General features: G+C 40.4%; 24 protein-coding genes. 12 read left to right on the forward strand and 12 right to left on the reverse strand.

Going from position 1 to position 24,280, the window contains the following annotated elements:
* Positions 1-94: 94 nt before the first annotated feature.
* The gene (locus H0184_RS23870) at positions 95-973 is read left to right on the forward strand and encodes a winged helix-turn-helix domain-containing protein (protein WP_221829197.1); all 879 of its coding nucleotides are present in this window, start codon (positions 95-97) and stop codon (positions 971-973) included.
* Between the two features lie 288 nt (positions 974-1,261).
* On the opposite strand, the gene H0184_RS23875 is transcribed toward H0184_RS23870, so the two are convergent.
* The 5 genes from H0184_RS23875 to H0184_RS23895 all read right to left on the reverse strand — a co-directional run bounded on the left by H0184_RS23875 (position 1,262) and on the right by H0184_RS23895 (position 6,488).
* Positions 1,262-2,269 carry a MupG family TIM beta-alpha barrel fold protein gene (locus H0184_RS23875; RefSeq protein WP_221829199.1) on the reverse strand — a complete coding sequence of 336 codons (1,008 nt, stop codon included), beginning with the start codon at positions 2,267-2,269 and terminating at the stop codon, positions 1,262-1,264.
* The gene (locus tag H0184_RS23880; RefSeq protein ID WP_221829201.1) at positions 2,266-3,627 is read right to left on the reverse strand and encodes a PTS transporter subunit EIIC; all 1,362 of its coding nucleotides are present in this window, start codon (positions 3,625-3,627) and stop codon (positions 2,266-2,268) included. The genes H0184_RS23875 and H0184_RS23880 overlap by 4 nt, the downstream gene beginning before the upstream one ends.
* A gap of 99 nt (positions 3,628-3,726) precedes the next feature.
* On the reverse strand, positions 3,727-4,581 hold the full coding sequence (locus H0184_RS23885) for a MurR/RpiR family transcriptional regulator (RefSeq protein WP_221829203.1): 855 nt from the start codon (positions 4,579-4,581) through the stop codon (positions 3,727-3,729).
* Positions 4,582-4,604: 23 nt separating this feature from the next.
* Positions 4,605-5,507: an N-acetylmuramic acid 6-phosphate etherase gene (gene murQ, locus H0184_RS23890; RefSeq protein ID WP_221829205.1), complete on the reverse strand. Its 903-nt coding sequence runs from the start codon at positions 5,505-5,507 to the stop codon at positions 4,605-4,607.
* A gap of 117 nt (positions 5,508-5,624) precedes the next feature.
* Positions 5,625-6,488, reverse strand: a complete 864-nt coding sequence (locus H0184_RS23895; RefSeq protein ID WP_221829207.1) for a Cof-type HAD-IIB family hydrolase — start codon at positions 6,486-6,488, stop codon at positions 5,625-5,627.
* A gap of 120 nt (positions 6,489-6,608) precedes the next feature.
* Here H0184_RS23895 and H0184_RS23900 point away from each other — a divergent pair, with 120 nt between their 5' ends.
* From H0184_RS23900 to H0184_RS23910, 3 genes are all read left to right on the forward strand, one after another.
* Positions 6,609-7,712 carry a CdaR family transcriptional regulator gene (locus H0184_RS23900; protein WP_221829208.1) on the forward strand — a complete coding sequence of 368 codons (1,104 nt, stop codon included), beginning with the start codon at positions 6,609-6,611 and terminating at the stop codon, positions 7,710-7,712.
* Between the two features lie 115 nt (positions 7,713-7,827).
* Positions 7,828-9,240 carry a glycolate oxidase subunit GlcD gene (gene glcD / locus H0184_RS23905; RefSeq protein WP_221829210.1) on the forward strand — a complete coding sequence of 471 codons (1,413 nt, stop codon included), beginning with the start codon at positions 7,828-7,830 and terminating at the stop codon, positions 9,238-9,240.
* Positions 9,237-10,559, forward strand: a complete 1,323-nt coding sequence (locus H0184_RS23910; RefSeq protein WP_221829212.1) for a (Fe-S)-binding protein — start codon at positions 9,237-9,239, stop codon at positions 10,557-10,559. The genes glcD and H0184_RS23910 overlap by 4 nt, the downstream gene beginning before the upstream one ends.
* Before the next feature lie 55 nt (positions 10,560-10,614).
* Here the strand turns inward: H0184_RS23910 and H0184_RS23915 are convergent, their stop codons facing one another.
* Complete coding sequence (locus H0184_RS23915; RefSeq protein WP_221829215.1) at positions 10,615-11,112, reverse strand: DoxX family protein; 498 nt, start codon at positions 11,110-11,112, stop codon at positions 10,615-10,617.
* 248 nt (positions 11,113-11,360) lie between these two features.
* On the opposite strand from H0184_RS23915, the gene H0184_RS23920 reads away from it, so the two are divergent.
* Entirely contained in the window at positions 11,361-12,572 is a 1,212-nt protein-coding gene (locus H0184_RS23920; RefSeq protein WP_396953621.1) for a CynX/NimT family MFS transporter, read from the forward strand.
* Between the two features lie 52 nt (positions 12,573-12,624).
* On the opposite strand, the gene H0184_RS23925 is transcribed toward H0184_RS23920, so the two are convergent.
* From H0184_RS23925 to H0184_RS23935, 3 genes are all read right to left on the reverse strand, one after another.
* Positions 12,625-13,128 carry a DoxX family membrane protein gene (locus H0184_RS23925; RefSeq protein WP_221829219.1) on the reverse strand — a complete coding sequence of 168 codons (504 nt, stop codon included), beginning with the start codon at positions 13,126-13,128 and terminating at the stop codon, positions 12,625-12,627.
* A gap of 484 nt (positions 13,129-13,612) precedes the next feature.
* Positions 13,613-14,116: a DoxX family protein gene (locus H0184_RS23930; protein ID WP_221829221.1), complete on the reverse strand. Its 504-nt coding sequence runs from the start codon at positions 14,114-14,116 to the stop codon at positions 13,613-13,615.
* 199 nt (positions 14,117-14,315) lie between these two features.
* On the reverse strand, positions 14,316-14,972 hold the full coding sequence (locus H0184_RS23935) for a GGDEF domain-containing protein (protein WP_221829223.1): 657 nt from the start codon (positions 14,970-14,972) through the stop codon (positions 14,316-14,318).
* A gap of 371 nt (positions 14,973-15,343) precedes the next feature.
* Between H0184_RS23935 and H0184_RS23940 the strand changes: the two genes are divergently transcribed.
* Positions 15,344-15,901, forward strand: a complete 558-nt coding sequence (locus tag H0184_RS23940; RefSeq protein WP_221829225.1) for a hypothetical protein — start codon at positions 15,344-15,346, stop codon at positions 15,899-15,901.
* Between the two features lie 89 nt (positions 15,902-15,990).
* On the opposite strand, the gene H0184_RS23945 is transcribed toward H0184_RS23940, so the two are convergent.
* Together H0184_RS23945 and H0184_RS23950 are read right to left on the reverse strand one after the other, a co-directional pair.
* On the reverse strand, positions 15,991-16,506 hold the full coding sequence (locus H0184_RS23945) for a DoxX family protein (protein WP_221829227.1): 516 nt from the start codon (positions 16,504-16,506) through the stop codon (positions 15,991-15,993).
* 237 nt (positions 16,507-16,743) lie between these two features.
* Positions 16,744-18,711, reverse strand: coding sequence for an NAD(P)/FAD-dependent oxidoreductase (locus H0184_RS23950; RefSeq protein ID WP_221829229.1), 1,968 nt, complete (start codon positions 18,709-18,711; stop codon positions 16,744-16,746).
* Positions 18,712-19,029: 318 nt separating this feature from the next.
* Between H0184_RS23950 and H0184_RS23955 the strand changes: the two genes are divergently transcribed.
* The 3 genes from H0184_RS23955 (at position 19,030) to H0184_RS23965 (ending at position 19,702) form a co-directional block, all read left to right on the forward strand.
* A complete protein-coding gene (locus H0184_RS23955) occupies positions 19,030-19,248 on the forward strand; it encodes a DUF1659 domain-containing protein (protein WP_221829231.1) in 219 nt (72 codons plus the stop codon).
* 33 nt (positions 19,249-19,281) lie between these two features.
* Positions 19,282-19,500: a DUF2922 domain-containing protein gene (locus H0184_RS23960; protein ID WP_221829233.1), complete on the forward strand. Its 219-nt coding sequence runs from the start codon at positions 19,282-19,284 to the stop codon at positions 19,498-19,500.
* Positions 19,501-19,564: 64 nt separating this feature from the next.
* Positions 19,565-19,702, forward strand: a complete 138-nt coding sequence (locus tag H0184_RS23965) for a YvrJ family protein (protein ID WP_221829235.1) — start codon at positions 19,565-19,567, stop codon at positions 19,700-19,702.
* A gap of 576 nt (positions 19,703-20,278) precedes the next feature.
* On the opposite strand, the gene H0184_RS23970 is transcribed toward H0184_RS23965, so the two are convergent.
* Positions 20,279-20,914 carry a ThuA domain-containing protein gene (locus H0184_RS23970; protein WP_221829236.1) on the reverse strand — a complete coding sequence of 212 codons (636 nt, stop codon included), beginning with the start codon at positions 20,912-20,914 and terminating at the stop codon, positions 20,279-20,281.
* Between the two features lie 228 nt (positions 20,915-21,142).
* On the opposite strand from H0184_RS23970, the gene H0184_RS23975 reads away from it, so the two are divergent.
* Genes H0184_RS23975 through H0184_RS23985 form a run of 3 tightly spaced genes read left to right on the forward strand, consistent with a single transcriptional unit; the run spans position 21,143 to position 24,142 of the window.
* Positions 21,143-21,901, forward strand: coding sequence for a sugar phosphate isomerase/epimerase family protein (locus H0184_RS23975; RefSeq protein WP_221829238.1), 759 nt, complete (start codon positions 21,143-21,145; stop codon positions 21,899-21,901).
* Positions 21,898-22,857: a sugar kinase gene (locus H0184_RS23980; protein WP_221829240.1), complete on the forward strand. Its 960-nt coding sequence runs from the start codon at positions 21,898-21,900 to the stop codon at positions 22,855-22,857. The genes H0184_RS23975 and H0184_RS23980 overlap by 4 nt, the downstream gene beginning before the upstream one ends.
* A gap of 1 nt (position 22,858) precedes the next feature.
* Entirely contained in the window at positions 22,859-24,142 is a 1,284-nt protein-coding gene (locus H0184_RS23985) for an MFS transporter (RefSeq protein WP_221829243.1), read from the forward strand.
* Positions 24,143-24,280: the final 138 nt, after the last annotated feature.

A 24,280-nucleotide genomic window follows, 5' to 3' on the forward strand; every position in this document is an offset into this window, starting at 1 on the left:
ACCCTCCTCTTCGTTATGGTTCAATGATAATTGAACTACAAAAATAAGTCAATATATGTTAAACTAAAAATACCAAATAAAAGGAGATCTTTTTATGAATATAAAAGTCCTGGATTCAATTGTATATGAAGTACTTCTTAGCTTTTCGTTATACAAAAGACAAACGCATCTTAAGTACTTGGCAATTTCAAAGGATTGGTATAATACAACTAAAAATAAAATATCAAAGCAATTAGATGAGGAGATCTTGGAACTAGAGGATTTACAATTTGAAGATTTATCGGTCCACTTAATTGAACACTGTCCTCATAACGATTTTAGAGGGTATCATTTATGGCTTTCGCAACTACCACTAGGGGAAATGTACGAATTATTGTCACCATATGTCAGCGAAAAAAAAGGAATGTCCAATGATTTAGAGGACAGGAGGAAAAAACATCTTTCATTGTTATCAATGTGGTATGAGGAATATTTTCTCGATATTGAGGAAATGGTAACGACGATTTTGGCTGATCACATAAAGAATATAGATAGAACAGCCTTAAATGCTCATCCTTTTCACGAAATTGAAAAAATAACAAAAGGGTTCGATATAGAAAATTTACAGGTTACAGAAGTTGTTCTTGCCCCTACTTGGCACTTTCGCCCTTTATCTTTAATTGATATCTTCAATAATAAAGTGGTCCTTACCTTTCCTTGTTTAATGACTACTAAAGATGAAACATTGTTAATCACTAAAGCACTTGCTGAAGAAAAACGATTACAAATTCTTAGTAGTATGAAAGATGAAAGTAAAACATTTACTGACCTAGTTCATCTGATGGGGATGTCAAAAGGGAATATACATCATCACTTATTACTACTTCGTTCCGCAGGGCTTTTGAAAATTAAACCTACAAGACAAGATTACTTCCATTATAAATTTAGACACAACAGAGTACAGGATCTTTCAAATTTATTATTAGTTTATTAAAATACCGCCCCATTATCGCTGGACTATGTCACCATCGAGGGGCGGTTTAAATTAAGAATTTCAGATAGGCAATTGTTTATAAAAATGTAGGTCCATTTTGTGGACTAACAGAAACTCTGTAAGTCTGTTTTTTCATAAACAAATTGAACTACAAAAACAATCACGGATATTACCCGAATTCCTACATACCAACAGAAATAGACCATCAGAATCAACTACAATTTGATGGTCTATTTCATTTACATTTATCATTGTGACAGAAATCAGAACCAAAGGAAGCAGTTCTCTTTACACATGTATGAATTTCACCTTTTGACCAGGTTTGAGATATGAAAGAAACACGATATCTTCTTCGACAACTTTTCCCACCACATTGACCCTTTCATCGGCAGGCAAGTCACATAGAGTGATTTGAACCTCACCGCGATAGCGGCCATATTCGTCATTGTCTCTAGTGATACTGCCAAGCCAACGTTCGCTCGTATTCTCAGGAAGTATTGACTCAACACTTCTAGTATCCATAAACCGTAGAACATCTCGGGAAAAATCAGGGCGAAGCTTGAACTCACCTTCTTGAAAGCCTTCGATTCGAATCTCAATACTATGATCCCTATCAAAATCGATTAATTTTCTTAGAAGAGTCTCACTTACCCCCGGATCACCGATATAGACATCCTCAACACCATTATGGAACAGCTCCAACGCCGCTAAAAATGGGTCCATTTCACGGTGCTCTTCCAGTGTTGGCAGTCCTTCAAACAACGGACCACGCTTTTCGCCATCACCTGGAATATAGGCACTCACAGGGATTCCATATTTCTCAAAAAGTTCATTTTGCCGCTGAAAAAACCAGTCAGACAATCCTGTCTCAATTCTTGGATAGAAATTATGCCAGGCTAACAGCTGACCCGGTTTTAAGCCGCCATCTAATAGAGCATGAATATCATCCTCGAACAAAATGCTGGCATTTAGCGCAAGCTTAAATTCTCCCGCCAGCTTCAAGATCAATTCATTTTCAAAAAAGTCATCGAGTCTGAGGCCGCTGACGCCAAGTGATTTTAGCTCAAACAAACTATCTAATCCCAAGTGACCAGGTGTTTTTAATGAAACATCTGCATAAACTTCTATCCCGGCATCCTTCGCACACTGAAGCAGCAGCTTCGCACGGTTCGCTAAATCACCGGATTCTTCAGGAATGTGAAGCGAGGTAAATGCTCGCTTCACACCCATACTTCCAGCTAAAGCAATCCGTTCTTCTGCTAAAGGATCATTTAGATAGAAGGAAATACCGATCAATCAAATTCACCAGCCATCTCATCATTGAAACCGAATAGGTACGTGAACAAGAATCCAGCTGCATAGGCGATTAATACCCCTACTAAATAAAGGAGAACTTGACCTGTTACAACTAGGAATGCAAGCGGCAACCCAGATACCCCGATTGCTACTGTTGCAATTCCAAATGCTGCCTGGAACGCACCGCCGACACCGGCACCTAAACATGCTGTTAAGAACGGACGACCTAATGGAAGGGTAACACCGAAGATTAACGGCTCACCAATTCCAAGAATACCTGCTGGCAGACCGCCGCCAATCGCTCTTTTCAAACGAGTTTTCTTTGTTTTAAGATAGATAGCAAACGCTGCACCTACTTGACCTGCTCCACCCATTGCAAGGATTGGAAGAAGTGGGTCATCACCAATTGTATTAATTAACTCTAAGTGAATCGGTGTTAAACCTTGGTGTAAACCTGTTACAACTAACGGAAGGAATGTTGCACCAAGAACAAATCCAGCAACAACCCCGCCCATATCAAGCAATGAAGTTAACCCTTTTGTGATAATGTCTGAGAAGAAACCACCAAGCGGCATAAAAACAAGATAAGTAACAATACCAGTAACCAATAAAGCCACAGTTGGTGTAATGAAAAGATCTAAACTAGTTGGAACATACTTACGGACTTGTTTTTCAACTAAAGCGATAAAGATGGCTGCAAACAGAACTCCGATTAAACCGCCGCGTCCAGGAAGTAAATCTGCGCCAAACAAATGAATACCTGCAACAGCCGGGTTAATAATTAAGATACCCGCAATCGCACCAAGTGCTGGTGAACCGCCAAATTCCTTCGCTGCATTCGTACCGACTAAAATTCCTAGGTAACCGAATAATCCGCCGCCAATAACCGACAGGATCGTTGCAAGCTGTGAGTCACCTGCTAACCAACCAGCTTGAATAACCGCTTTTGTAATACCGGTAATTAATCCTGATGCTACTAAAGCTGGGATTAATGGAATGAAAATTCCTGCGATTTTACGTAAGAACATTTTGAACGGTGTTGCATTCTTCTTATTGATTTCTGCTTTTGTGCTTGCAGCTTTCTCTTTTAAATTGATTCCGCCTGCTGCATCAATCAATTTACCAAACTCTTCTGTTACTTTATTTACTTTTCCAGGTCCAAGAATGATTTGAAGAGTTTCCTCCTCCACCACTCCAAGAACTCCGTCTATTTTCTTAAGAGCACCCTTATTGACAACACTCTCATCTTTCGGTGTAACACGCAGCCTTGTCATACAATGTGTGTAATTGCCAATGTTACTAGCGCCGCCTAATAGTGCAAGGATCTCTTCAGCTAAAATCTTGTTTTCCCCAGCCATTTCATTCCCCTACTCTCTGTTGTATTTTAATGTTTTTTCATGAAGCTTTTCCCCTAGTAAACACAATGTAATAGTGTGTTCACATCACCACCTAAACGTTTAATTTTCTTTTTTGATAAACTGGATGGCTTCTCTTGTTTGATCAATCGCTTTAACTGTTTGCTCATATTGGATGGTTGCCATTGATAAAAACATAATATCCATCATGTATAACTGAGCAAGTCTTGATGATGTTGCTGCACTACGGAAAGCTGCTTCCCCAGAATATGAGGTAAACAATTTAATATCCGCCAGCGAAGCAACGGACGATTGACCGTATTTCGTTAAACTAATGGTCTTCACACCGCGCTCTTTCGCAAGTGACATCACTTTCACAACCTCAGCTGTTTCACCAGAGTGTGAAATAGCAAACACCACATCGTCCTCTTTGGCATTAGCGATTAATGTGGCAACCAAATGGGTATCGGTAAAAGCGGTTGCATTTTTTTGAATCCGAAGAAACTTCTGCTGAGCGTCCTTCGCAATAATATTTGAGGCGCCAATTCCGAAGAAATGGACATTCTGAGCAGACAGTAATGTCTGAACAGCCCGTTCCAATTCCTCGTAATTGATAATCTCTGCAGAATCACGGATACTTTGAATACTGTTGCTGGTAGTCTTCTGGACAATTGAAAAATATGATTCACCAGGCTCGATGTCACGATAACCTTGTTCAGCAGGCTTTACCAAATCGCCCGCTATTCTTACCTTTAAATCCTGAAATCCATTCAAACCAAGTGACTTACACAACCTTATGACAGCTGCTCCACTCGTTTTTGCTTGAGCTCCGATATCATTGACTGTACTGTCTAAAATACTCCTTGGATTCTCAAGAATGTATTGAGCAATTTTCCGTTCAGAAGCCGGAAGCTGTTCCAGCATGTTTTGAAGCATTTTTAATCCGCCTGCAGCCACACCATTCCCACCTTTTCACACAACTATTGTTGAATCGCGATTTTTACATAGCCATTCGCTTCTGATAAAAGCTTTTCTGCTTCCTCTTTTGTTGTCTCGCGTTTGATCATCACGATGGCTGTTTTCACCTGAAGCCCTGACTTTTCTAACGTATCTAAAGCAGCTTCGTAAGAAACACCTGTAATTTTACGGATAATCCCAATCGCGCGTTCCTTTAATTTAAGGTTACTCACCTTAACATCAACCATTAAATTCTCATAAGCCTTACCCAAAAGAATCATCGATGAAGTCGAAATCATATTTAAAATCATTTTATGAGCTGTACCTGATTTCAAACGAGTTGAACCAGTTAGAACCTCTGGGCCGACAATGACTTCGATGGCTTGATCAGCTTCTTTACTAATCGCTGCATTCTTATTACACGATAACGCTACCGTTTTTGCTCCAATACTTCTTGCGTAGCGAAGCGCTCCAATTACATATGGTGTCCGGCCGCTGGCTGCTATTCCAATCACCGTGTCGTTCTCTGTCAGATTCAAATCCTTCAGGTCACGTACACCAAGGTCCATATCATCCTCAGCGCCCTCAACCGCTTTCAGAAAGGCACCTTCTCCTCCTGCCATTAACCCTACTACCATTTCTGGCTCTGTACTAAAGGTAGGCGGACATTCCACTGCATCTAATACCCCTAATCTGCCGCTTGTTCCAGCACCCATATAAATCAGGCGTCCTCCTTTTTTAAAGGATTCGAATACAAACTGAACAGCTGCCTCTATATCTGGTAACACTTCCTTAACAGCACGGGCTACTAATTGATCTTGTTCGTTCATGATTCGTAATATATCAATTGGACTTGCCGTATCGATCTGCATAGTCTCGTTATTTCGGGATTCGGTCGTTAATAATTCAAGATTCTCTTCAATCATTTCCTTCTCCTCCTGGTTCGTTTTTCTAGCTGTAAGCGATTACCTATGCACACATTATAACGCGGTTGAAATGATAATTCAACTTTTTTTATAAAATATTGAAATACCATTTCAATATTATGTTAGTAAGAACCGTCGAATGGCCTGTGCAACGCCATTTTCATGATTACTGCCCGTCACTTGATCGGCTAATTCCTTCACTTCATCCGGTGCATTTCCCATCGCAATCCCTAGTCCGGCAGCAGTTAGCATAAGGGAATCATTGTAATTATCGCCAATCGCAGCAATTTGTGAGAGTTGAATATCGTGCTTCTCACTAAGCTTTAATAGAGAGGAAGCCTTGCTCACACCAGCCGGTGAAATCTCCAAATTTAAAAAGTTGAAGCTGCTGCTGATTTCCATTCCGCCTACCTGTTTATCAATTGTTTTTGAAAAATCAGGCAGTTTCCCCTCATCATTAAAAACAGCAATTTTCGTAATCACAGGTTGATTACTCCTCACGTAGCGATAAAAGTCATCAACCATTTTCACCTGACATTGGCACCGAAAACTCTCTCGTTCTTCAAAGTTTGCCCCTGTTTTTTCAAGCGCAAGGATATTATTCTCGATCCAATTCTTGTTCCATTTCGTTTCAGCTGGGACGAGTAAAGTATCTCCTTCATAAAAATGAGCATAGATACCTTCTGCTTCACACAATTCCCAAAAACTCATGAGGTGGTCATGCTCGAAAACGGACTGCTCACTTATTTCTCCGTCTTCATCAAGGATAACTGCGCCGTTATAAGCGATAATCGGCTCTCCTTTTAAACCTATCGTATTGGCAATCCACCTGGTTGAGAGTGGAGAACGGCCGCTGCAAATGACAACCCTTCCTCCTCTTTCGCGGTACTCATGAATCGCCTTGATATTTTCCTTATCAATCTCTCGCTGGTCATTTAATAGTGTTCCGTCCAAATCCGTCGCTAGCATTTTATATTTCAAGATATTCTCCCCTTCGCACTTTTATTTCATTATAATTATAGTATTAATTAAAATATTATTTCAAAAATAGTTTTTACCATATTCATGGAAATACTGAATATACAGGGATGGTGATACCCCATGCTTCAACCAGAACTCGCTGAAAAAATAGTGCGGGAAGTTCAGAGATTAATATCAGAAGAAATTATTGTTGTGAACACAGACGGGACCATTATGGCAAGCACCCGCCAAGAGAGAGTGGGTTCCTTCCATGAAGGAGCTTTTATTACCTCAAAGCAGAAGAAAAAGCTGATTATTACCGAAAAAGAAACCCCGCAATTAAAGGGCGTAAAGGCTGGAATCAATCTCCCGATTTTTTTTCAACATGAGGTTATTGGTGTAATAGGGATTACAGGTGATCCTGAAAGTGTCACCCCATTTGGAGAAATCATTCGCAAAATGACAGAGCTGTTAATTAGTGAAAATTACTTTGGTGAGCAGTTTGAATATCACTCCCGGGCGATGGAAACCTTTGTCCTCGAGTGGCTGCAGGCAAAAGAACCTAGCTCGGATTTGCTGGAAAGAGCACGAGCGCTGACCATTAATCTTGACCTTAAACGTACTGCTGTCGTCATTGAATTGGGGGAAAGAAAGTTTCCTTTAACAAGGAATGTGTGGTCCTCTATTCTGAACTCCTTTTCCCAAAATAAAAACGATGTCGTGACAAGATCAGGAAATGAACGGATCATTGTTTTAATACATAGTTCTGATTCTGTTCAACTCACCAACCTAAAATCCCGCCTGGAACAATTTCTACAATTTATCCAAAATAGCTTTGGAATAGCTGCTTATGCTGGGGTTGGCCAGTGTGCGCCTCCGCCAAATCTGCACCTTTCTTATGCCCAGGCAGAACGAGCATTGAAGATGGCTAGAAAGACAAGGAAAATTGTTTTTGATGAAGAACTAACCCTTGAAATGATTACAGGGGAGCTTGCTCCAGAAGTGAAAGCTGAATACATTCAACGGACCATTGGACCGATTTTAAATGAAAGAGACCTGCTGGATACATTAGCTGAATTATTTAAACAAAACCACTCGTTAAAAAATACGGCGCAGTCCTTACACATCCATATCAACACCCTTCATTATCGATTAAAGAAAGTCGATGAGCTGACTGGGTTAAATCCAAATACCATCCATGATTTGTTTTGTTTGTATCTCGCTGTTCTCTTTTTAGATGAATAACCAAAAAATAAACTTCTTTCGACTCCTATTTTAGATGATTATCTATAGCAGGCATATGCCTGTTTTTTTTATACTTTAAGTAGTATGAAAATAGTGGGTAAATGGGGGAAATAGCATGCTCTCGAATGAAGTAAAAGATAAATTGATTTCCATTGTAACCAAAGATAACTTCGACGATTCCAAAATGGAACGTTTAGTATATTCCTATGATGCAACACCCAACTTTCAATCGATGCCGGATGCAGTAGTCAGTCCGCGAAATACAGAGGAAGTTTCAGAGATTTTGAAGATATGTAATCAATATGGAGTTCCGATTGTTCCACGCGGTTCAGGTACCAATCTTTGTGCAGGAACCTGCCCAACCGAGGGCGGAGTTGTCCTTCTTTTTAAACATATGAACCAAATCCTTGAAATTGATGAAGAAAATTTGACGATTACTGTTCAGCCAGGTGTGATTACCCTCGATTTGATCAATGCCATTGAAGAAAAAGGGCTTTTCTATCCGCCTGATCCAAGTTCGATGAAAATCTCTACGATTGGCGGTAATATCAATGAAAATTCTGGCGGCTTGCGCGGGCTTAAATACGGCGTAACGCGGGATTATGTGATTGGCCTTGAAGCTGTATTACCAAATGGCGATATCATTCGAACAGGCGGAAAGCTGGCAAAGGATGTCGCTGGATATGATCTAACCCGCCTATTTGTCGGTTCTGAAGGCACACTTGTCGTGATTACCGAAGCAACCTTGAAGCTGATTCCAATGCCGGAAACACGGAAAACGATGCTCGCTCTTTATCAGGACCTATCCGCTGCGGCTCGTTCTGTTTCGAAAATAATTGCCAATAAAATCATTCCAACCACGCTTGAGTTTTTGGATCAAGCTACATTAAAGGTAGTCGAGGATTATGCTCAAATTGGACTGCCAACAGATGTTCAAGCTGTGCTTTTAATTGAACAAGATGGTCCTCCTGAAGTAGTCGAACGTGATATCGAAAAAATCGCAGAGGTATGTAAGCTGGAAAATGCGGTATCGATTCAAATTGCCGCAACAGAAGAAGAAGCGATGGCACTTAGAACAGCAAGACGGGCAGCACTATCAGCAGTTGCTCGTTTAGCACCAACAACCATTCTAGAGGACGCAACCGTCCCGCGCTCTGAAATTGCCAATATGGTTAAAGCGATTAATGAAATAACGGAAAAATATCAGTTAACGATTTGTACGTTTGGACACGCTGGCGACGGTAATCTCCACCCTACCTGTGCAACAGACGCGAGAAATCATGAAGAAATGGAACGCGTTGAAAAGGCATTTGCAGAGATTTTTGAAAAAGCAATTGAACTAGGCGGAACCATTACCGGGGAGCACGGAGTTGGCGCGATGAAGGCACCATACTTAGAGTGGAAGCTGAAAAAAGAAGGAATCGCTGCAATGATGGGGATTAAACAGGCTTTTGATCCGAATAACATCATGAATCCCGGCAAAGTGTTTGCGAAAGACAGCAAGAAACGCGTGGTGATCACAAGATGACAACCTTACTCGAACAAGAAAAAATCCAGCAGCAATTCAAAGAGCGGATGAACGAGGATGAGCTGTTAAACTGTATGCGCTGCGGCTTTTGTCTGCCAACTTGTCCAACCTATATTGAATCTGGCTACAAGGAATCTCATTCGCCGCGCGGCCGGATTGCGATGATGAAGGCCGTCGTTGATGGAATCGTAGAACCAGATGAGGATTTTGAACGTTCACTCGAGCTTTGCCTCGGCTGCCGTGCCTGTGAGCCGGTCTGCCCTTCCGGTGTCAATTACGGCCACTTACTGGAAGAAGCAAGAGATATCATCAATCAAAATAAAAAACATTCTCTGCCTGTCAGGGCTGTTAGAAAAACGGTTTTTGAGGGGTTATTCCCTCACCAAAACAGGATGCGCACGATGGTAGGATTGCTAGGTTTCTATCAGCGCTCTGGAATTCAAACTCTTGCACGGAAAACTGGTTATTTAGGATTGTTACCTGATAATTTAGCGACTATGGAAAAAGTACTTCCGAAAGTACCGACCATGAAAGAAATGAAAAACCGCCCTGAGCACCTGCCGGCTCTTTCTGAAAAGGTACACAAAGTGGCGTTTTTCAGCGGCTGTTTAATGGATACCATGTTCATGAAGACAAACGATTCGACCATGAAATTATTGCAATTGGCCGGCTGTGAAATTGTCATTCCGAAGCAGCAAACCTGCTGCGGGGCCTTGCATGGACACAGCGGTGAAAAGGATGGCGCCAAAGAGCTTGCTAAGAGAAATATTGCGGCATTTGAAGATTTAGGTGCTGACTTTATTATTACCAATGCCGGCGGCTGCGGCGCCTTCCTTGTTGACTATGACCATCTGTTGAAAGATGACCCTGCTTGGAGCGAACGGGCAGTGGCGTTTAAAGCGAAAATAAAGGATATTTCTGAAATTCTAGTAGCGGTCTCTTTTCATAAAAAAGTGAAACTAGAGCTCCCGCCTCAAGTGATTACCTATCAAGATTCCTGCCATTTGCGGAATGTAATGAAAACCGCATCTGCACCACGAACACTGTTGGAGGCCATAGAAGGGGTACAATTCAAGGAAATGAAAGAAGCCGACCGCTGCTGCGGCTCTGCTGGCATTTATAATATTGTTGAGTCCGAAATGTCAATGGTCATGCTCGACTATAAAATGGTTCAGGCGAAAGCGACGCACGCAACCACCATCGTAACCGCAAATCCTGGATGCTTGCTGCAAATGCAGCTCGGGATCGAGCGCGAGGGCTTGTCTGGGAAAATGCGCGGTGTTCATATCGTAGATTTGCTAGCAGAAGCAGTGAAATAGCAGCGCAAAAAGACGATTCGCAAGGGGGAGCGAATCGTCTTTTTGGTGCTGATCGCTATGCGGTTGCTTTTGCTTTTCCAACTGTCTTGCGGATGAAAGCTACCACCCAGTAGTCTAAACCGTATTTACCTGCGTTGTAGCCTGCTGTTAAGATAATGAAGCCTAAGAAGATGTCAGTTGGATTATGAGATACAGTTCCGGCTAGGAAGAAAGAGAAGTTCATCACTAAACCGAAGAACATAGCTGCTGTTGTTAAGCATCCAAGCATAAGTCCTAAACCGATTAATGTCTCGCCCCAAGGAACGATGAAGTTGAAGACATCAATGTTAGGCAGTGCAAAGCTTTCTAAAAAGTTTACATACCAGCCGTAAACCATGCTGCCATCTGGCCCTTTAACTGGATTTGCTACTGCATTTTTCAAATAGCCTGAAGCATCGAATCCACCTGTAATCTTATGAAAACCTGCTGTGAACCAAGCGTAGCCAAGGTATAAACGAATGATAGTTAAAATAGCTGCAGAGATTTTATTTTCTCTTAAAAAATGGTTAAACATAAGTCATTCCGCCTTTCAAAATTTATTTGTTCTTTATACTTACACTATACTCGGTTTCTAACCTTTATAACATGGGTATGTGAACAATTTCACAATTCATTCAAAATGATATGACGGAATGTTGAACACCTAGATTTGTTCGTTCTTTCTCGACTCTTTGTTGAATTACTGGAGGATTGGAATTTCTCTTTTAGCCTCATTCCGACTGATTATGCTATACTTTAGAAAGTTTGTTTAGGAGAGAGAGGTTGCTATACTTGGAATTATTAGAGTCAAAAGCGAATACGAAATCATCTTATATATATTTTTTCATTGCTGGGATTGTACTTATTGCCTTTAATCTGCGACCCGCCATCACCTCCCTTGGACCTTTGGTTGGAATGATTCAGGAAGATGTTGGCCTTGCACATTGGAGCGCAGGATTATTGATGAGCTTACCTTTAGTGGTTTTCGCCATCATGTCACCACTTGTTCCAAAGATTGCGAATAAGCTAAGTAATGAATTAACGTTAATTATTGGTTTAACATCTCTGCTAATCGGTATCGCGATACGGTCGATCCCAATGACCTTTTTTCTTTTTGCTGGAACGCTTCTTGCTGGATTGGGTATTGCGATTGGAAATGTTCTTTTGCCCGCAGTTGTAAAGGAGAAGTTCCCAGAGAAATTCGGGTTAATGACCAGTGTTTATTCCACATCAATGGGATTAATCGCTTCCCTAGCTTCAGGAATCAGCATTCCTTTAGCTATGGATTTAAACCTTGGCTGGCAGGGAGCCCAAATTGTTTGGACCATACCGGTAGTTGTCGCAATCTTATTGTGGATCTTTCTTCGCAAAAGTAACGGCAGGGATTCCAAAGCCATACAGCAATCAATGGGTTCTAGCTCAAATCGTCTCTGGAGTACTCCTCTTGCTTGGCAAATCGCCATATTTATGGGGTTCCAGTCCTTTTTATTTTATGTAACGATTTCTTGGTTACCTGAAATCTTACATAGTCATGGAATAAGTATGGGCACAGCGGGATGGATGCTTTCCTTTACCCAGCTGGTAGGATTACCTGCGAGTTTCTTTATTCCTGTCCTTGCAGGACGTTCCAAATCACAAGTATGGATTGCTTTCACGTTAGGGCTGTGCTCCGTTGTTGGTTATAGTGGGTTACTGTTAGGCACGTCCTATCCAATTTTAATCCTTAGTATCATCTTGATTGGGGTAGCTTTGGGGGGAAGTTTCCCCTTAGCTCTTACCTTTATAGGACTACGCGCACGGAATGCAAATCAAGCGGCATCGTTATCCGGAATGACCCAATCAACTGGTTATCTCCTAGCTGCAGTAGGTCCGTTGTTTATTGGTTATTTATTTGACTTAGCACATTCGTGGACCATGCCCATCATTGCCCTCATTATAGTTTCTGTAGTTGTAATCATATTTGGAATGTTGTCCGGTCGGAATAGATATGTCTAAGAAATAGGAAAAAGACGATTCGCAAGGGGGAGCGAATCGTCTTTTTCTTTGCTTATGCAGCTGATTTTGCCTTGTTTTTTCCAACAGTTTTATTGATAAATGGAACTACCCAGTAGTCTAAACCGAATTTTCCTGCGTTGTAACCAGCAGTTAAGATGATGAAGCCTAAGAAGATATCAGTTGGATTATGAGAAACTGTTCCTGCTAAGAAAAAGCTGAAGTTCATCACTAATCCAAAGAACATTGCTGCTGTTGTTAAACATCCTAACATAAGTCCTAATCCGATTAATGTTTCGCCCCAAGGAACGATGAAGTTGAAGACATCAATGTTTGGTAAAGCAAAGCTTTCTAAGAAGTTTACATACCAGCCGTAAACCATATTTCCGTCTGGACCTGTTACCGGTTTTGCGATTGCTCCTTTTAAGAATCCAGAAGCGTCGAAGCCGCCTGTAATTTTATGAAAACCTGCTGTGAACCAAGAGTAGCCAAGGTATAAACGAATAATAGTTAAAAGTGCTGCAGAGATTTTATTTTCTCTTAAAAAGTTGTTAAACATAAGTCATTCCGCCTTTCAATATTTGGTTGTTCTTTATACTTACACTATATTGGATTTCAACAGATATTAACATGGGGATAGTGTTAAGTTCACAGTTTGTTTGAAAAGATATGACGGAATATTGAACTGGCTAGCGCGTGGGGAATTTGATCTCAGATGCTTTGATTATGACTAATCATTCTTGGGGTGACAGCTCTGATTTGTCCTCAAGACCTCGGATTAAGGACTAATCTTTCTGATGGCTTGTGCGATTTGTTCTCAAGACCCCCGATTGAGGACTAATCCTTCTTGGGCCTCGTGCGTTTTGTCCTCAAGACCCCCGATTGAGGATTAATCCTCTCGGCAGCTCGTGCGTTTTGTCCTCAAGACCTCCGGTTGAGGACTAATCTTTAAGGGTGACTCCTCTGATTTTTCCTCAAGACCGACCGTCAAAACAATAAAAAGACGATTCGAGGGGGATTCGAACCATCTTTTTGCTAACCTATTAGGCTGTTGCTTTTGCTTTATTTTTTCTAACAGTTTTGTTGATGAACGGTACTACCCAATAATCTAAACCATATTTACCAGCGTTGAAACCTGCAGTTAAGATGATGAAGCCTAGGAAGATGTCTGTTGGGTTGTGAGATACTGTTCCTGCTAGGAAAAAGCTGAAGTTCATCACGAGACCAAAGAACATTGCTGCTGTTGTTAAACATCCAAGCATAAGTCCTAAACCGATTAATGTTTCGCCCCAAGGAACGATGAAATTGAAGACATCAATGTTAGGAAGTGCAAAGCTTTCTAAGAAGTTCACGTACCACCCGTAAACCATGCTGCCATCTGGACCTTTAACGGGATTTGCTACTGCATTTGCTAGATACCCCGAAGCGTCGAAACCATCTGTAATTTTATGAAAACCTGCTGTGAACCACGCGTAGCCAAGGTATAAACGAATGATAGTTAAAATAGCTGCTGAGACCTTATTTTCTCTTAAAAAATGATTAAACATAATTCATTCCGCCCTTCAATATTTGGTTGTTCTTTATACTTACACTATATTGGATATCAACAGTTATTAACATGGGTATAGTAGTAAGTTCACAGTTTGTTTGAAATGTTATGACGGAATGTTGAACAGCATCTAAAAGCAAGTATTCTCCGCTATCCACAAGTATTTTTTGCCTATCAAAAAAGCTAAGAGACAGGGACTAGCCCAATGTATCTCTTAGCCTTTTTTGTGATTTTAATTGATACATATTGTTATCAGCTACTTTTAAAAGGTCATCAAGGTCATTGCCATGCTTTGGGTAGAGGGCTGCACCAATGGAAACACTTATTTTTATATTATTGAATGAAAGCTGCTTCAAGTTTTGATGAATTCGCTCAATCATTTTGTCCAACTCTTCTTTACTTTGAACATCAGGTGAAAGAATTAAGAATTCATCTCCCCCCCAACGGGCTACTATGTCCGTTTTCCTTACACTTTTCTTCAATTGATTCGCTAGCAGAAGTAAATATTCATCTCCCATTTTATGTCCCAAATGATCATTGACCAATTTAAAGTCATTTACGTCGAGAAGGAGAACTGAACCGCTTTGGCCATTTTGATCTAACTTTGATTTAATAGCAGTGAAAGCCGATTCAACATATCTTCTATTATATATTCCAGTTAAAGGGTCCTTTTCCGAGTAATACCTGGCTTTATCGTATTGTTTACCAAACCACCAAGCAAGAGGAAGCAATATTGGATACCCCGTATACTCAATCCAGCCTATTTTACCATCTCTTAAAAAATAAAAAGCAGTGTAGATTAAATTTACTAGGAAAACTAATAGTAATGTAATAATCCTGCCTTTGTATCTCATTCTATCATCATCCTTTTAATTTTATAAAATCTACCCTTGCGGAAAGTGTGTTAAGCTCAACACGATCATGATAGCTATTTTAACGTTTTCATTTTTCAATATATTAAATTGGTTCTTAATACTATTCTACAGTAGATATAGTCTGAATAAGTTAAAAACATTTTAATAGTCACAGATTCGGCAAACTCTGACTGATTTCTTCCTAACTAATCGTTTGATTAGAACTACAACAAACCCTTTGAAATAACGAACCTTTATTGTTACTTAGAAAAATTCCTGTCGATATATAGTTTAGCACTATTATCCTAATATTTCCCTTTTTCTATTAAAAATCATATAATAATAGTAAAAAAGTTCTAGGAGACTATTACATGAACAAACAAAAAAAGGAAAACCCTATATGGGCTTGGTTTGTCCTTATCGGCGGTGGACTATTTTTACTAAGGGCCTTGCCAGGCATGCTTCTAACTCTTTTAATCCCTTTTTGGAAGCCTGATGAAGTTAGTTTTTTTACCTTCATTTATATTCCAATCATCCTCGGGATTCTCGGCCTGACCATTTGGGGATTAACGAAGGCCTTTTCAGCCATAAAGGGTTATCAACAGGTTAAAAACAGCCAGACTCCAGCACTGATTGAAGAAGTGCCAGCGCAAAAACCTGCCAAACTGGATTTACCGACTAAAACTAAAAAGCCCGTTTGGCCATGGGTTGTCATTGGAGCCGGTGCGGTACTCGGGATTGGTTCAGGACCAGCAGCCCTCATGCTGCCAATCATGCCAATCTTCTTAGCCGGGATGTCAACCGATTCACCCCACACTCCTGATTATGTACCCATTCTTATATTGGTTGTAGGATATGGGCTAATGATTAGCTATATAATACTGCTTATAAAAGCGATAAAAACACTAAGAAATAAAGCTAAAATCTAAATCAAAAAAAGAACCTCCGTGTTTGCGAAAAAAAAGTGGGAATCAAAAAAAAACGATCCGGATTCCGAATCGGTTTTTTTTTAAACCATTTATGCTTCAGCTTTTGCTTTGTCTTTTCCGATGTATGTCTTAGCTGTTTTGCGGATGAATGGAACCACCCAGCGGTCTAACCCATATTTGCCTGCGTTGAAGCCTGCTGTTAAGATGATGAACCCTAAGAAGATGTCTGTTGGGTTATGTGATACTGTTCCTGCTAAGAAAAAGCTGAAGTTCATCACGAGACCAAAGAACATAGCTGCTGTTGTTAAACATCCTAGCATAAGTCCTAAACCGATTAATGTTTCTCCCCAAGGAACAATGAAGTTGAATAATTCAATGTTTGGCAGTGCAAAGCTTTCTAAGAAGTTAACGTACCATCCGTAAACCATGCTGCCATCTGGACCTTTCACCGGATTTGCTACTGCATTTGCCAGGTAACCTGAGGCATCAAATCCATCCACCACTTTATGCCATCCTGCTGTGAACCAAGCGTAGCCAAGATATAACCGAATGATCGTTAAAATAGCTGCTGAGATTTTATTTTCTCTTAAAAAATGATTAAACATAAGTCATTCCGCCCTTCAATTTTGTTTGTTCTTTATATTTCCACTATATGGGATATCGACGGTTAATAACATAGGTATAGTGGTAAGTTCACAGTTTGTTTGAAATGTTTTGACGGATTGTTGAACAGCTAATGATCGCCGTTATTTTAGTATCCTTTAATGGTCACTTCCTTCTACATAATAGCCAAAAGGAAGAGACCAGCAACTATTTGCTGGTCTCTATTAACACTGCCTATTTTAATTTGTGACTAACTCTTTTACCTCTAGAAGATAAGCTTCTGTATATCCTTCTCTTATCGCTTGAGCAATTTTTCTAGGTGCATTCACATCTCCAATTACTTTCACATTCGTAAAGTTTTCTTTAATGGTGCCAACGATTGCATTATTCGGCTTTACTCCTAAAGAAAGAACAACCGCGTCAACAGCACACTCGATTACTTCCTGCGCTGTAACCTTTTCGATGATTATTTTTTCAGCTGTTATCTCTTGAAGTTTATGACCTGCATGCATATCTACAGAAAGCTTTGCTAACTTAGTGGTAACATCGATTAAGTTTTGGAAATAGGCACCTGGTCCAATTTTACTCGCCATTTCAAACACTGTTACTTTGTTACCTTGCTCGGCTAAAAGCTCTGCGGTTTCCAGTCCCGTCATGCCTGAACCGATCACAGCAACCCTTTTATCTTTCAATGCTGCTTTTCCATTTAGTATATCTGTGGTTGTATATACGTTCTCACTCTCAGCACCTTTAATTCCTGGGATAAAAGCATCTGCTCCTGTTGCAATAAATACAGCATATGGGTCTAATTCCTTTAGAAATTCAAGTGTTGCTTCTGTGTTTAATCTAACTTCAACGCCAAGTTCCTTCATTTGGTAATCGAGATATTCTATTAACCAATCAATTTTTTCCTTTTGAGGAGGTTTGTTGGCTAATAGTAATTGTCCGCCCACTTGAGCTTCTTTTTCAAAAATAACAGGCTTGAATCCTCTCATGGCTAACACGCGGGCACTTTCCATACCGGCTGGTCCAGCACCAATGATCGCCACCGTCCTGCCTCCGCCATCTTTTTGCAAGTTATCAAATTTTAATTCCCGGCCCATTCTAGGGTTTACTGCACATTCGAGCTCGCCAGCAAAAATAGATTCAAAGCAATGTAAACAGGAAATACAATTTCGGATATCACATTCTCTGCCTTCCTCTATCTTTTTTACCCACTCAGGGTCTGCTAGAAGGCCGCGGCCGATACCAATAAAGTCAATGGTTCCTGAAGCTAATAGTTCCTCAGCAAATTCCGGTTTTCGAATTACATTCGCTGCAACAACCGGGATCGATACCGCTGATTTTACAGCCTGAGATAAATGTGTTCTCCATCCTTGTGGATAGGAAGTTGGCTCGACGATGGTGTTCATAGTCTCATAAATACCTGAAGATACATCAATCGCATCAATTCCTAGTTTTTCAAGGTGCTGTACCATTCTAACGCCTTCAGCTAATTGAATTCCTTCTCCATTTGGTAAAAACTCATCAACGGTAAGCCTGACCATTAATGGATAATCACCACATTCTTCTCTTATTCCTAAAATGATTTCTTCAAGGAATCGTAAACGGTTTTCAAAGCTGCCGCCATATTTATCACTTCTCTTATTTGTATAAGGGCTTAAAAATTGATTGATTAAATAGCCATGTGCCCCGTGAAGCTCGATGCCATCCACTCCAGCTGCTTTTGCAATTCTAGCTCCATTGACAAAGTCTTTAACTAAACCTTCCACTTCCTCTGTCCGTAACTCCCTTGTTTCCTGCTGCATTACTCCACATGGGATAGCACTTGGTGCTACGACAGGCTGACCACCAATCAGTGCAGTCGCATTTTGTCTGCCGGGATGGTGAAGCTGTAAAAATAGTTTTGTTCCATATTGGTGAATGATGTCAACGAATTTCCTTAAAGGTTCAATATGTTCATCCTTCGTTACAGCAAGCTGGCCGGTGCCTGCAACACCATGGTCATCATTTACCCTTGTAACCTCTGTTACAATCAAACCCACTCCGCCTTTTGCACGCTCTTCATAATACTTAACAATTCTTTCTGACGGGGTACCGTCCTGATTCGCGAAACCCGTACCCATAGCTGTCATTACCACTCTATTTTTCAACTCAAGGCTGCCAATCCTGCCTTTTGAGAATAGGTTTGTATAGTTTTTTTGCATGAAAATGTGCCTCCTTTAGAATAGTTAACTAGATGAACTACTTTTATAGTATCAGTGCTGTAAGCGTAATGAGAGTGAGAATCCTCACAAGAAAACACAGTTTCAAATAATGTTCATTGTTCACAAAATCTCTTTAATATGAGAGTTCATGAAATTTGACGCAGCCGAACTTTTTTGCCATTTGGCTCCCTTGCATTGACCTCCCCCCTTTTCACCTCTGCCTTAGGGCAATTAGGGTGCTCCACCAATTTTATTTATTCGGACCATGTCCTTTTCACCTATTTTTCTATATATAAAGGGTGAAAGGAGGTGATCACGATGGCAACAGCCGTTATTGCAACGTCTAGATTACGCTTGGTGTTTCAGACAGGCATGGATGATGATGGTAAGCCGCTTCTTAAGGCAAAGACTTTTAGTAATATTCAAAAGTCTGCAACAGCAGATCAACTTTTCCAAGCAGCACAGGCAATTATAGGTTTATCAGGTGATACTCTCAGCAATATTGAGAAAGTCGACAATTCTGATTTACTAGCTTAAGGAAAATAGAAATAGTGATAGGAGGTGAATAAAATGGCTAAAACATTAGAGTTGGAGTTTGTTACTGAATTGGGTAAAGCCGCTCGTTTATCGGTGGAAAATCCAAAGGAACCGATTGAGGAAGCAGTAGTGAAACAGGCAATGGAGGAAATTATCGCATCTGGCGTTTTTACTTCTGCAAATGGTAATTTTACTTCTGTGAAAGGAGCCCGAGTGATAGATCGCAATGTTACGGAATATGAAATTATTTAATAGAGTAAAAAGGTCGGTTTCCGGTTGGAGACCGGCCTTTACTAAAGGAAAGGAGTGAAATCTCGTGGAGCAAATGATCCCTCTCATAAGTGAGGTTGGGTTTCCAATCATCGTCACCCTCTACTTGCTATATCGAATTGAGTCGAAGCTAGATATGGTGGTCCAATCGATTCAAAATCTGCCCGAACGCATGAAGGCGTAACAGGAACCAATATATTAATAGAACCTTACACCTTTGTTCATAATTTGTTCATACTTAAGGGGTAAGATAAATACATGAAGAGGACAAACTTTTTTCTCTCTCTCTTCCATAACCCCCTTTTATATATGATTTCTTTTGAATCCGGCAACTGGCCGGATTCCTTTTTTTGTGTAAAAAAGAAATCCCCTGCTATTTTTGCGCTAGTAAACTCAAAAAATAATTAAAAATAGTACGCATTTTAATAGATAAAACTGAATATGATCAATATAGATTGTAACTTTGAGTCTTTTTCTTCGTCACTTAATTGGAAGTTTTCCTCAAGGGAAGGTGTTATATGGAGTTATCTATTAAAAAATGCATAGAATGCGGTGGAACTTCATTTATTCAAGCAAGTGACCTTAAACTCCTTCGCTCAGTAGAAAAAAGCTTTACCAGAGGGTGTGAAATGAATTTTACCGTATGTACAGCTTGCGGTGAAATTATCTCCCTCCATATTCTTCATCCAGGTAAATTGAGATAAAAAGCAAGAAGGCAATCTCGTCCGCGGGATTGCCTTTTTTCGTACTTGTATCCAGTTTAGCTTATCGATCTTAACAGCCAATTTATTTTCTCAGCCAATAAGCTAGAAATGTTTTCATTTAACATCCCTTCTTTTGTATGTGCGGGTGTAAAACAGCATACCTTTCCTTTTCCAAAGGAATGCTTCCAGCAAGCGATAGAATCACCATCCACCCCGGTACTTCGAAGGTTTACTTCGGTATTCTCGACATCACAGTGTACAAAATAATGCTCATCTTGGAGAGTAAATGTTACTTCATCATTTATGTATGTAACCTCTTGAAGGCCTGGCGGATGAAAGTCAAAAGCCCCGCACAGCATCTGGGTGTACTGGGTTTCCTTTGGATATCCAGCCATACCCGCATGCCAAGCTAAGAGACTTCCACCTGCATTTACATAGGAGACAATTTTCTCATCTAATTCTTCTGTTAACCATGAGACAAGCTGCTTCTCTCTAGGATTGAGGACATTCATTTTTGCATTGATAAAGAGGTCTGGTTGTTCATCAAGCGCTTGTGAAACTTCAGCATATGTAACGTACTGCACCTCCGTTTCTCCTTTGTATGGTAATCTATTAATGGCCGCCTCCAAACCTGCCTTTGCGTCATCACCATTATGCCAATAATCCCCAACTAACGCTGCTATTTTTATCATCCTTCATCCTCCTTTAACGTTCCTATTATCCTCATTATAGATCCGTTTTAGCTTATATAGTAAGTCCATGTTATGGATTCGAGAAGTACAACATGAATTCCTTTTTTGCAAAAATAAAAAACTTTTTGTTGCAAGAGCGCTTTCATTGGGTATATAATATCCCTAAATCGATTTACTAAACCGGTTTACTAAAACGTTTTAGATTACTTCAAAGAAGGTGTCATAACCATGCAAAATATAATTGTTCCTTTAAATACCTTTGATAGAAATGAAGTGTTAGAGAATGGGCAAACTTCCTTTATTAAGCTCATTGCAGAATCAGGTGCTTATGGGATTGAGATTCGACGGGAGTTATTTTCAGATCAAGATCCATCTTTAGATAGCTTGAAGAATGAAATTGAAAAGTATCAACTCTTTACGGTGTATTCAGCTCCTATTGAATTATGGAAAGAGGATTTTCAGTTAAATGAGCAGGAATTAACAACGATTTTTCAAGAAGGAAAGAGACTTGGTGCAAAGTGGATAAAAGTATCACTGGGACATTTTGATCAAGAGCTTTCCAATGTAAGTCTAATTGATTTATTTTTAAAAAATCATCCAGAAATTCAATTGCTTGTGGAAAATGACCAGACCATGCATGGAGGTAATATCTCCAACTTAAAGTCGTTTTTTGAAAGCGCCTACGCACAGAATGTTCCAGTTAAAATGACGTTCGATGCCGGAAACTGGTACTATTCCAAACAGGATGTAGATGAAGCTCTAACTAAGCTTTCCCAATATGTCCACTATTTACATTTAAAGCAAGTAGTTCAGGAAAATGATGAGCTCGTTACTGTGCCGCTTCAAAAAGGCATCGGCCACAGCTGGGAAAAGGTGATAAACACCCTTCCATCACACGTAATAAAAGCACTTGAGTTTCCGATACAGCCAAAAGAAAGAACAAAAGAGTATGTTCAAATGATGTCAGAAAGTGAGGCGTTAGCATGAAAGCATTAGATGTTGTTACATTTGGCGAAGCAATGGCCATGTTTATGGCCAATCATCCTGGTTCCTTGGATGAAGTCAGCCAATTTACACGTGAGCTTGCAGGAGCAGAAACAAATGTTGCTATTGGCCTGGCCCGCCTAGGATTCGGTTCTGGCTGGGCGAGTAAAGTAGGCAGCGACGCGTTTGGAAGATTTATAATTAACCGGCTTAAGAATGAAAACGTCAACATCAATCATGTTTTACTGGACAATAGGTACCCAACTGGGTTCCAATTAAAATCAATGGTCTTAGAGGGAGACCCAGAGGTTCAATACTTCCGTAAAGGATCGGCTGCCAGCCACCTCTCTATAGAGGATTTCAATGAAGAATATTTTCTAGAAGCGAAACACCTTCATATGACAGGGATTCCATTAGCTCTCTCGGAAAAAACACGGGGATTTGCTAAACATGCATTAGCCTTTATGAAAAAAAATAATCGGAAGGTTTCCCTGGATCCGAATCTACGGCCGACTCTTTGGGCATCACAAGAAGAAATGGTAAGAGAAATCAATGAAGCTGCCTTTCAGGTTGATTACGTGTTACCAGGACTGGCCGAGGGTGAAATCTTAACCGGTTTCAAAAATCCACGTGATATCGCCTCCTTTTACTTAGATAAGGGTGTACAGCTTGTGGTCATTAAGCTGGGACCGGCGGGAGCCTTTTATAAAACAGCATCAGAAGAAGGAACGGTACTTGGTTTTCCTGTTGAAAAGGTCGTTGATACGGTTGGTGCTGGTGACGGCTTTGCTGTAGGTGTAATAAGCGGGCTTTTAGAGGGGCTTCCTATTTATGACGCTGTTGTTCGAGGAAATGCAATTGGTTCACTGGCTGTTCAGTCACCTGGTGACAATGACGGCTATCCTACAAAAGTTCAATTAGAAAAATATATAGAAAATCATATACAGGGAGTGAAATAATATGAACCAAACCATTGCTAAAAAAAGATGGTTCTATCTGATTCCAATTGCCTTTATTACTTATAGTCTTGCCTATCTTGACCGTGCCAACTATGGATTTGGTGCTGCTTCCGGTTTAGCGAAGGATCTCGATATCACAGCAGCAACATCCTCCCTGCTCGGTGCACTATTCTTCTTAGGTTATTTCTTTTTCCAAGTTCCTGGCGCAGCCTATGCGGAGAAAAAGAGTGCCAAGGTACTGATTTTTTGGTCATTGATTGCTTGGGGCTTACTTGCTACTGCTACAGGAATGGTTACAAATGTTAAATTACTGTTCGTGATACGATTTGCTCTTGGAGTTGTAGAAAGCGCTGTTATGCCGTCCATGCTTGTACTTTTAAGTAACTGGTTTACGAAAAAGGAACGTTCTCGTGCCAATACGTTTTTAATTCTTGGTAACCCGGCTACAGTTTTATGGATGTCGATTGTTTCAGGTTACCTAGTTGAATCGGTCGGCTGGAGATGGATGTTTATTATCGAAGGTTTACCCGCTGTCGTTTGGGCGTTTATTTGGTGGAAGTTAGTTAATGATAAACCAAAAGACGCAAAATGGTTAACGGATAAAGAAAAGGCTGACCTTGAACTACAATTAGCAAAGGAACAAGAAGGAATCAAGCCAGTTAAAAATTATGCTGAAGCTTTTAAATCAAAACCCGTTATTTTGCTTAGCATTCAATACTTCTTATGGAGCATTGGTGTCTATGGATTTGTGATGTGGCTCCCTTCTATTATTAAAGCAGCACCAAATATGGATATTGTTACAACAGGCTGGTTGTCTTCCGTACCATATATCTTAGCTATTATTTTAATGTTAACGGCTTCTTATTTCTCTGATAAAATGATGAACCGCAGTGCTTTTGTTTGGCCATTCCTATTAATTGGCGCGGTCGCATTTTATGCTTCTTATGCAATTGGGACGCAGCACTTCTGGATTTCCTTTGTCCTATTGGTGATTGCTGGTGGTGCAATGTACGCTCCATATGGCCCATTCTTTGCGATTATTCCTGAAATCCTGCCTCGTAATGTTGCAGGTGGAGCGATGGCATTAATCAACTCAATGGGTGCTTTAGGATCATTTGTTGGTGCCTATATTGTAGGTTATTTAAATGGAGCAACAGGTGGATTTGGTGCTTCCTATATCTTCATGGCAGGCTCATTATTCCTTTCTGCAATCTTGACCGTCTGGGCGGTAAATGTCGCAAAAAAGGATAGCAGCAAGCCCGCAGAAATGAAAATGAGTGCCTAAGATTAAGTTGTGATAGAAAGAGATTGAGGATGACAATGTCGTCCTCTTTTTCTATAAGGAGAGAAGTTGCATTGTCGATACACTGGATAATTAGGAGGGTTGCCGGTAAAATGAAAGCAGTGAGCCAAAGGAAAGAGG

Origin of the sequence: Neobacillus niacini (assembly GCF_019749295.1) — a bacterium.
Lineage (GTDB): Bacteria > Bacillota > Bacilli > Bacillales > Cytobacillaceae > Neobacillus > Neobacillus niacini_D.

Excerpts from the sequence above, each read along its gene's own strand:
- H0184_RS23870 (WP_221829197.1), top strand. The coding sequence starts at position 95 with ATGAATATAAAAGTCCTGGATTCAATTGTATATGAAGTACTTCTTAGC.
- H0184_RS23880 (WP_221829201.1), bottom strand. The coding sequence starts at position 3,627 with ATGGCTGGGGAAAACAAGATTTTAGCTGAAGAGATCCTTGCACTATTA.
- murQ (WP_221829205.1), bottom strand. The coding sequence starts at position 5,507 with ATGATTGAAGAGAATCTTGAATTATTAACGACCGAATCCCGAAATAAC.
- H0184_RS23900 (WP_221829208.1), top strand. The coding sequence starts at position 6,609 with ATGCTTCAACCAGAACTCGCTGAAAAAATAGTGCGGGAAGTTCAGAGA.
- glcD (WP_221829210.1), top strand. The coding sequence starts at position 7,828 with ATGCTCTCGAATGAAGTAAAAGATAAATTGATTTCCATTGTAACCAAA.
- H0184_RS23910 (WP_221829212.1), top strand. The coding sequence starts at position 9,237 with ATGACAACCTTACTCGAACAAGAAAAAATCCAGCAGCAATTCAAAGAG.
- H0184_RS23915 (WP_221829215.1), bottom strand. The coding sequence starts at position 11,112 with ATGTTTAACCATTTTTTAAGAGAAAATAAAATCTCTGCAGCTATTTTA.
- H0184_RS23925 (WP_221829219.1), bottom strand. The coding sequence starts at position 13,128 with ATGTTTAACAACTTTTTAAGAGAAAATAAAATCTCTGCAGCACTTTTA.
- H0184_RS23930 (WP_221829221.1), bottom strand. The coding sequence starts at position 14,116 with ATGTTTAATCATTTTTTAAGAGAAAATAAGGTCTCAGCAGCTATTTTA.
- H0184_RS23935 (WP_221829223.1), bottom strand. The coding sequence starts at position 14,972 with ATGAGATACAAAGGCAGGATTATTACATTACTATTAGTTTTCCTAGTA.
- H0184_RS23940 (WP_221829225.1), top strand. The coding sequence starts at position 15,344 with ATGAACAAACAAAAAAAGGAAAACCCTATATGGGCTTGGTTTGTCCTT.
- H0184_RS23945 (WP_221829227.1), bottom strand. The coding sequence starts at position 16,506 with ATGTTTAATCATTTTTTAAGAGAAAATAAAATCTCAGCAGCTATTTTA.
- H0184_RS23950 (WP_221829229.1), bottom strand. The coding sequence starts at position 18,711 with ATGCAAAAAAACTATACAAACCTATTCTCAAAAGGCAGGATTGGCAGC.
- H0184_RS23955 (WP_221829231.1), top strand. The coding sequence starts at position 19,030 with ATGGCAACAGCCGTTATTGCAACGTCTAGATTACGCTTGGTGTTTCAG.
- H0184_RS23960 (WP_221829233.1), top strand. The coding sequence starts at position 19,282 with ATGGCTAAAACATTAGAGTTGGAGTTTGTTACTGAATTGGGTAAAGCC.
- H0184_RS23970 (WP_221829236.1), bottom strand. The coding sequence starts at position 20,914 with ATGATAAAAATAGCAGCGTTAGTTGGGGATTATTGGCATAATGGTGAT.
- H0184_RS23975 (WP_221829238.1), top strand. The coding sequence starts at position 21,143 with ATGCAAAATATAATTGTTCCTTTAAATACCTTTGATAGAAATGAAGTG.
- H0184_RS23980 (WP_221829240.1), top strand. The coding sequence starts at position 21,898 with ATGAAAGCATTAGATGTTGTTACATTTGGCGAAGCAATGGCCATGTTT.
- H0184_RS23985 (WP_221829243.1), top strand. The coding sequence starts at position 22,859 with ATGAACCAAACCATTGCTAAAAAAAGATGGTTCTATCTGATTCCAATT.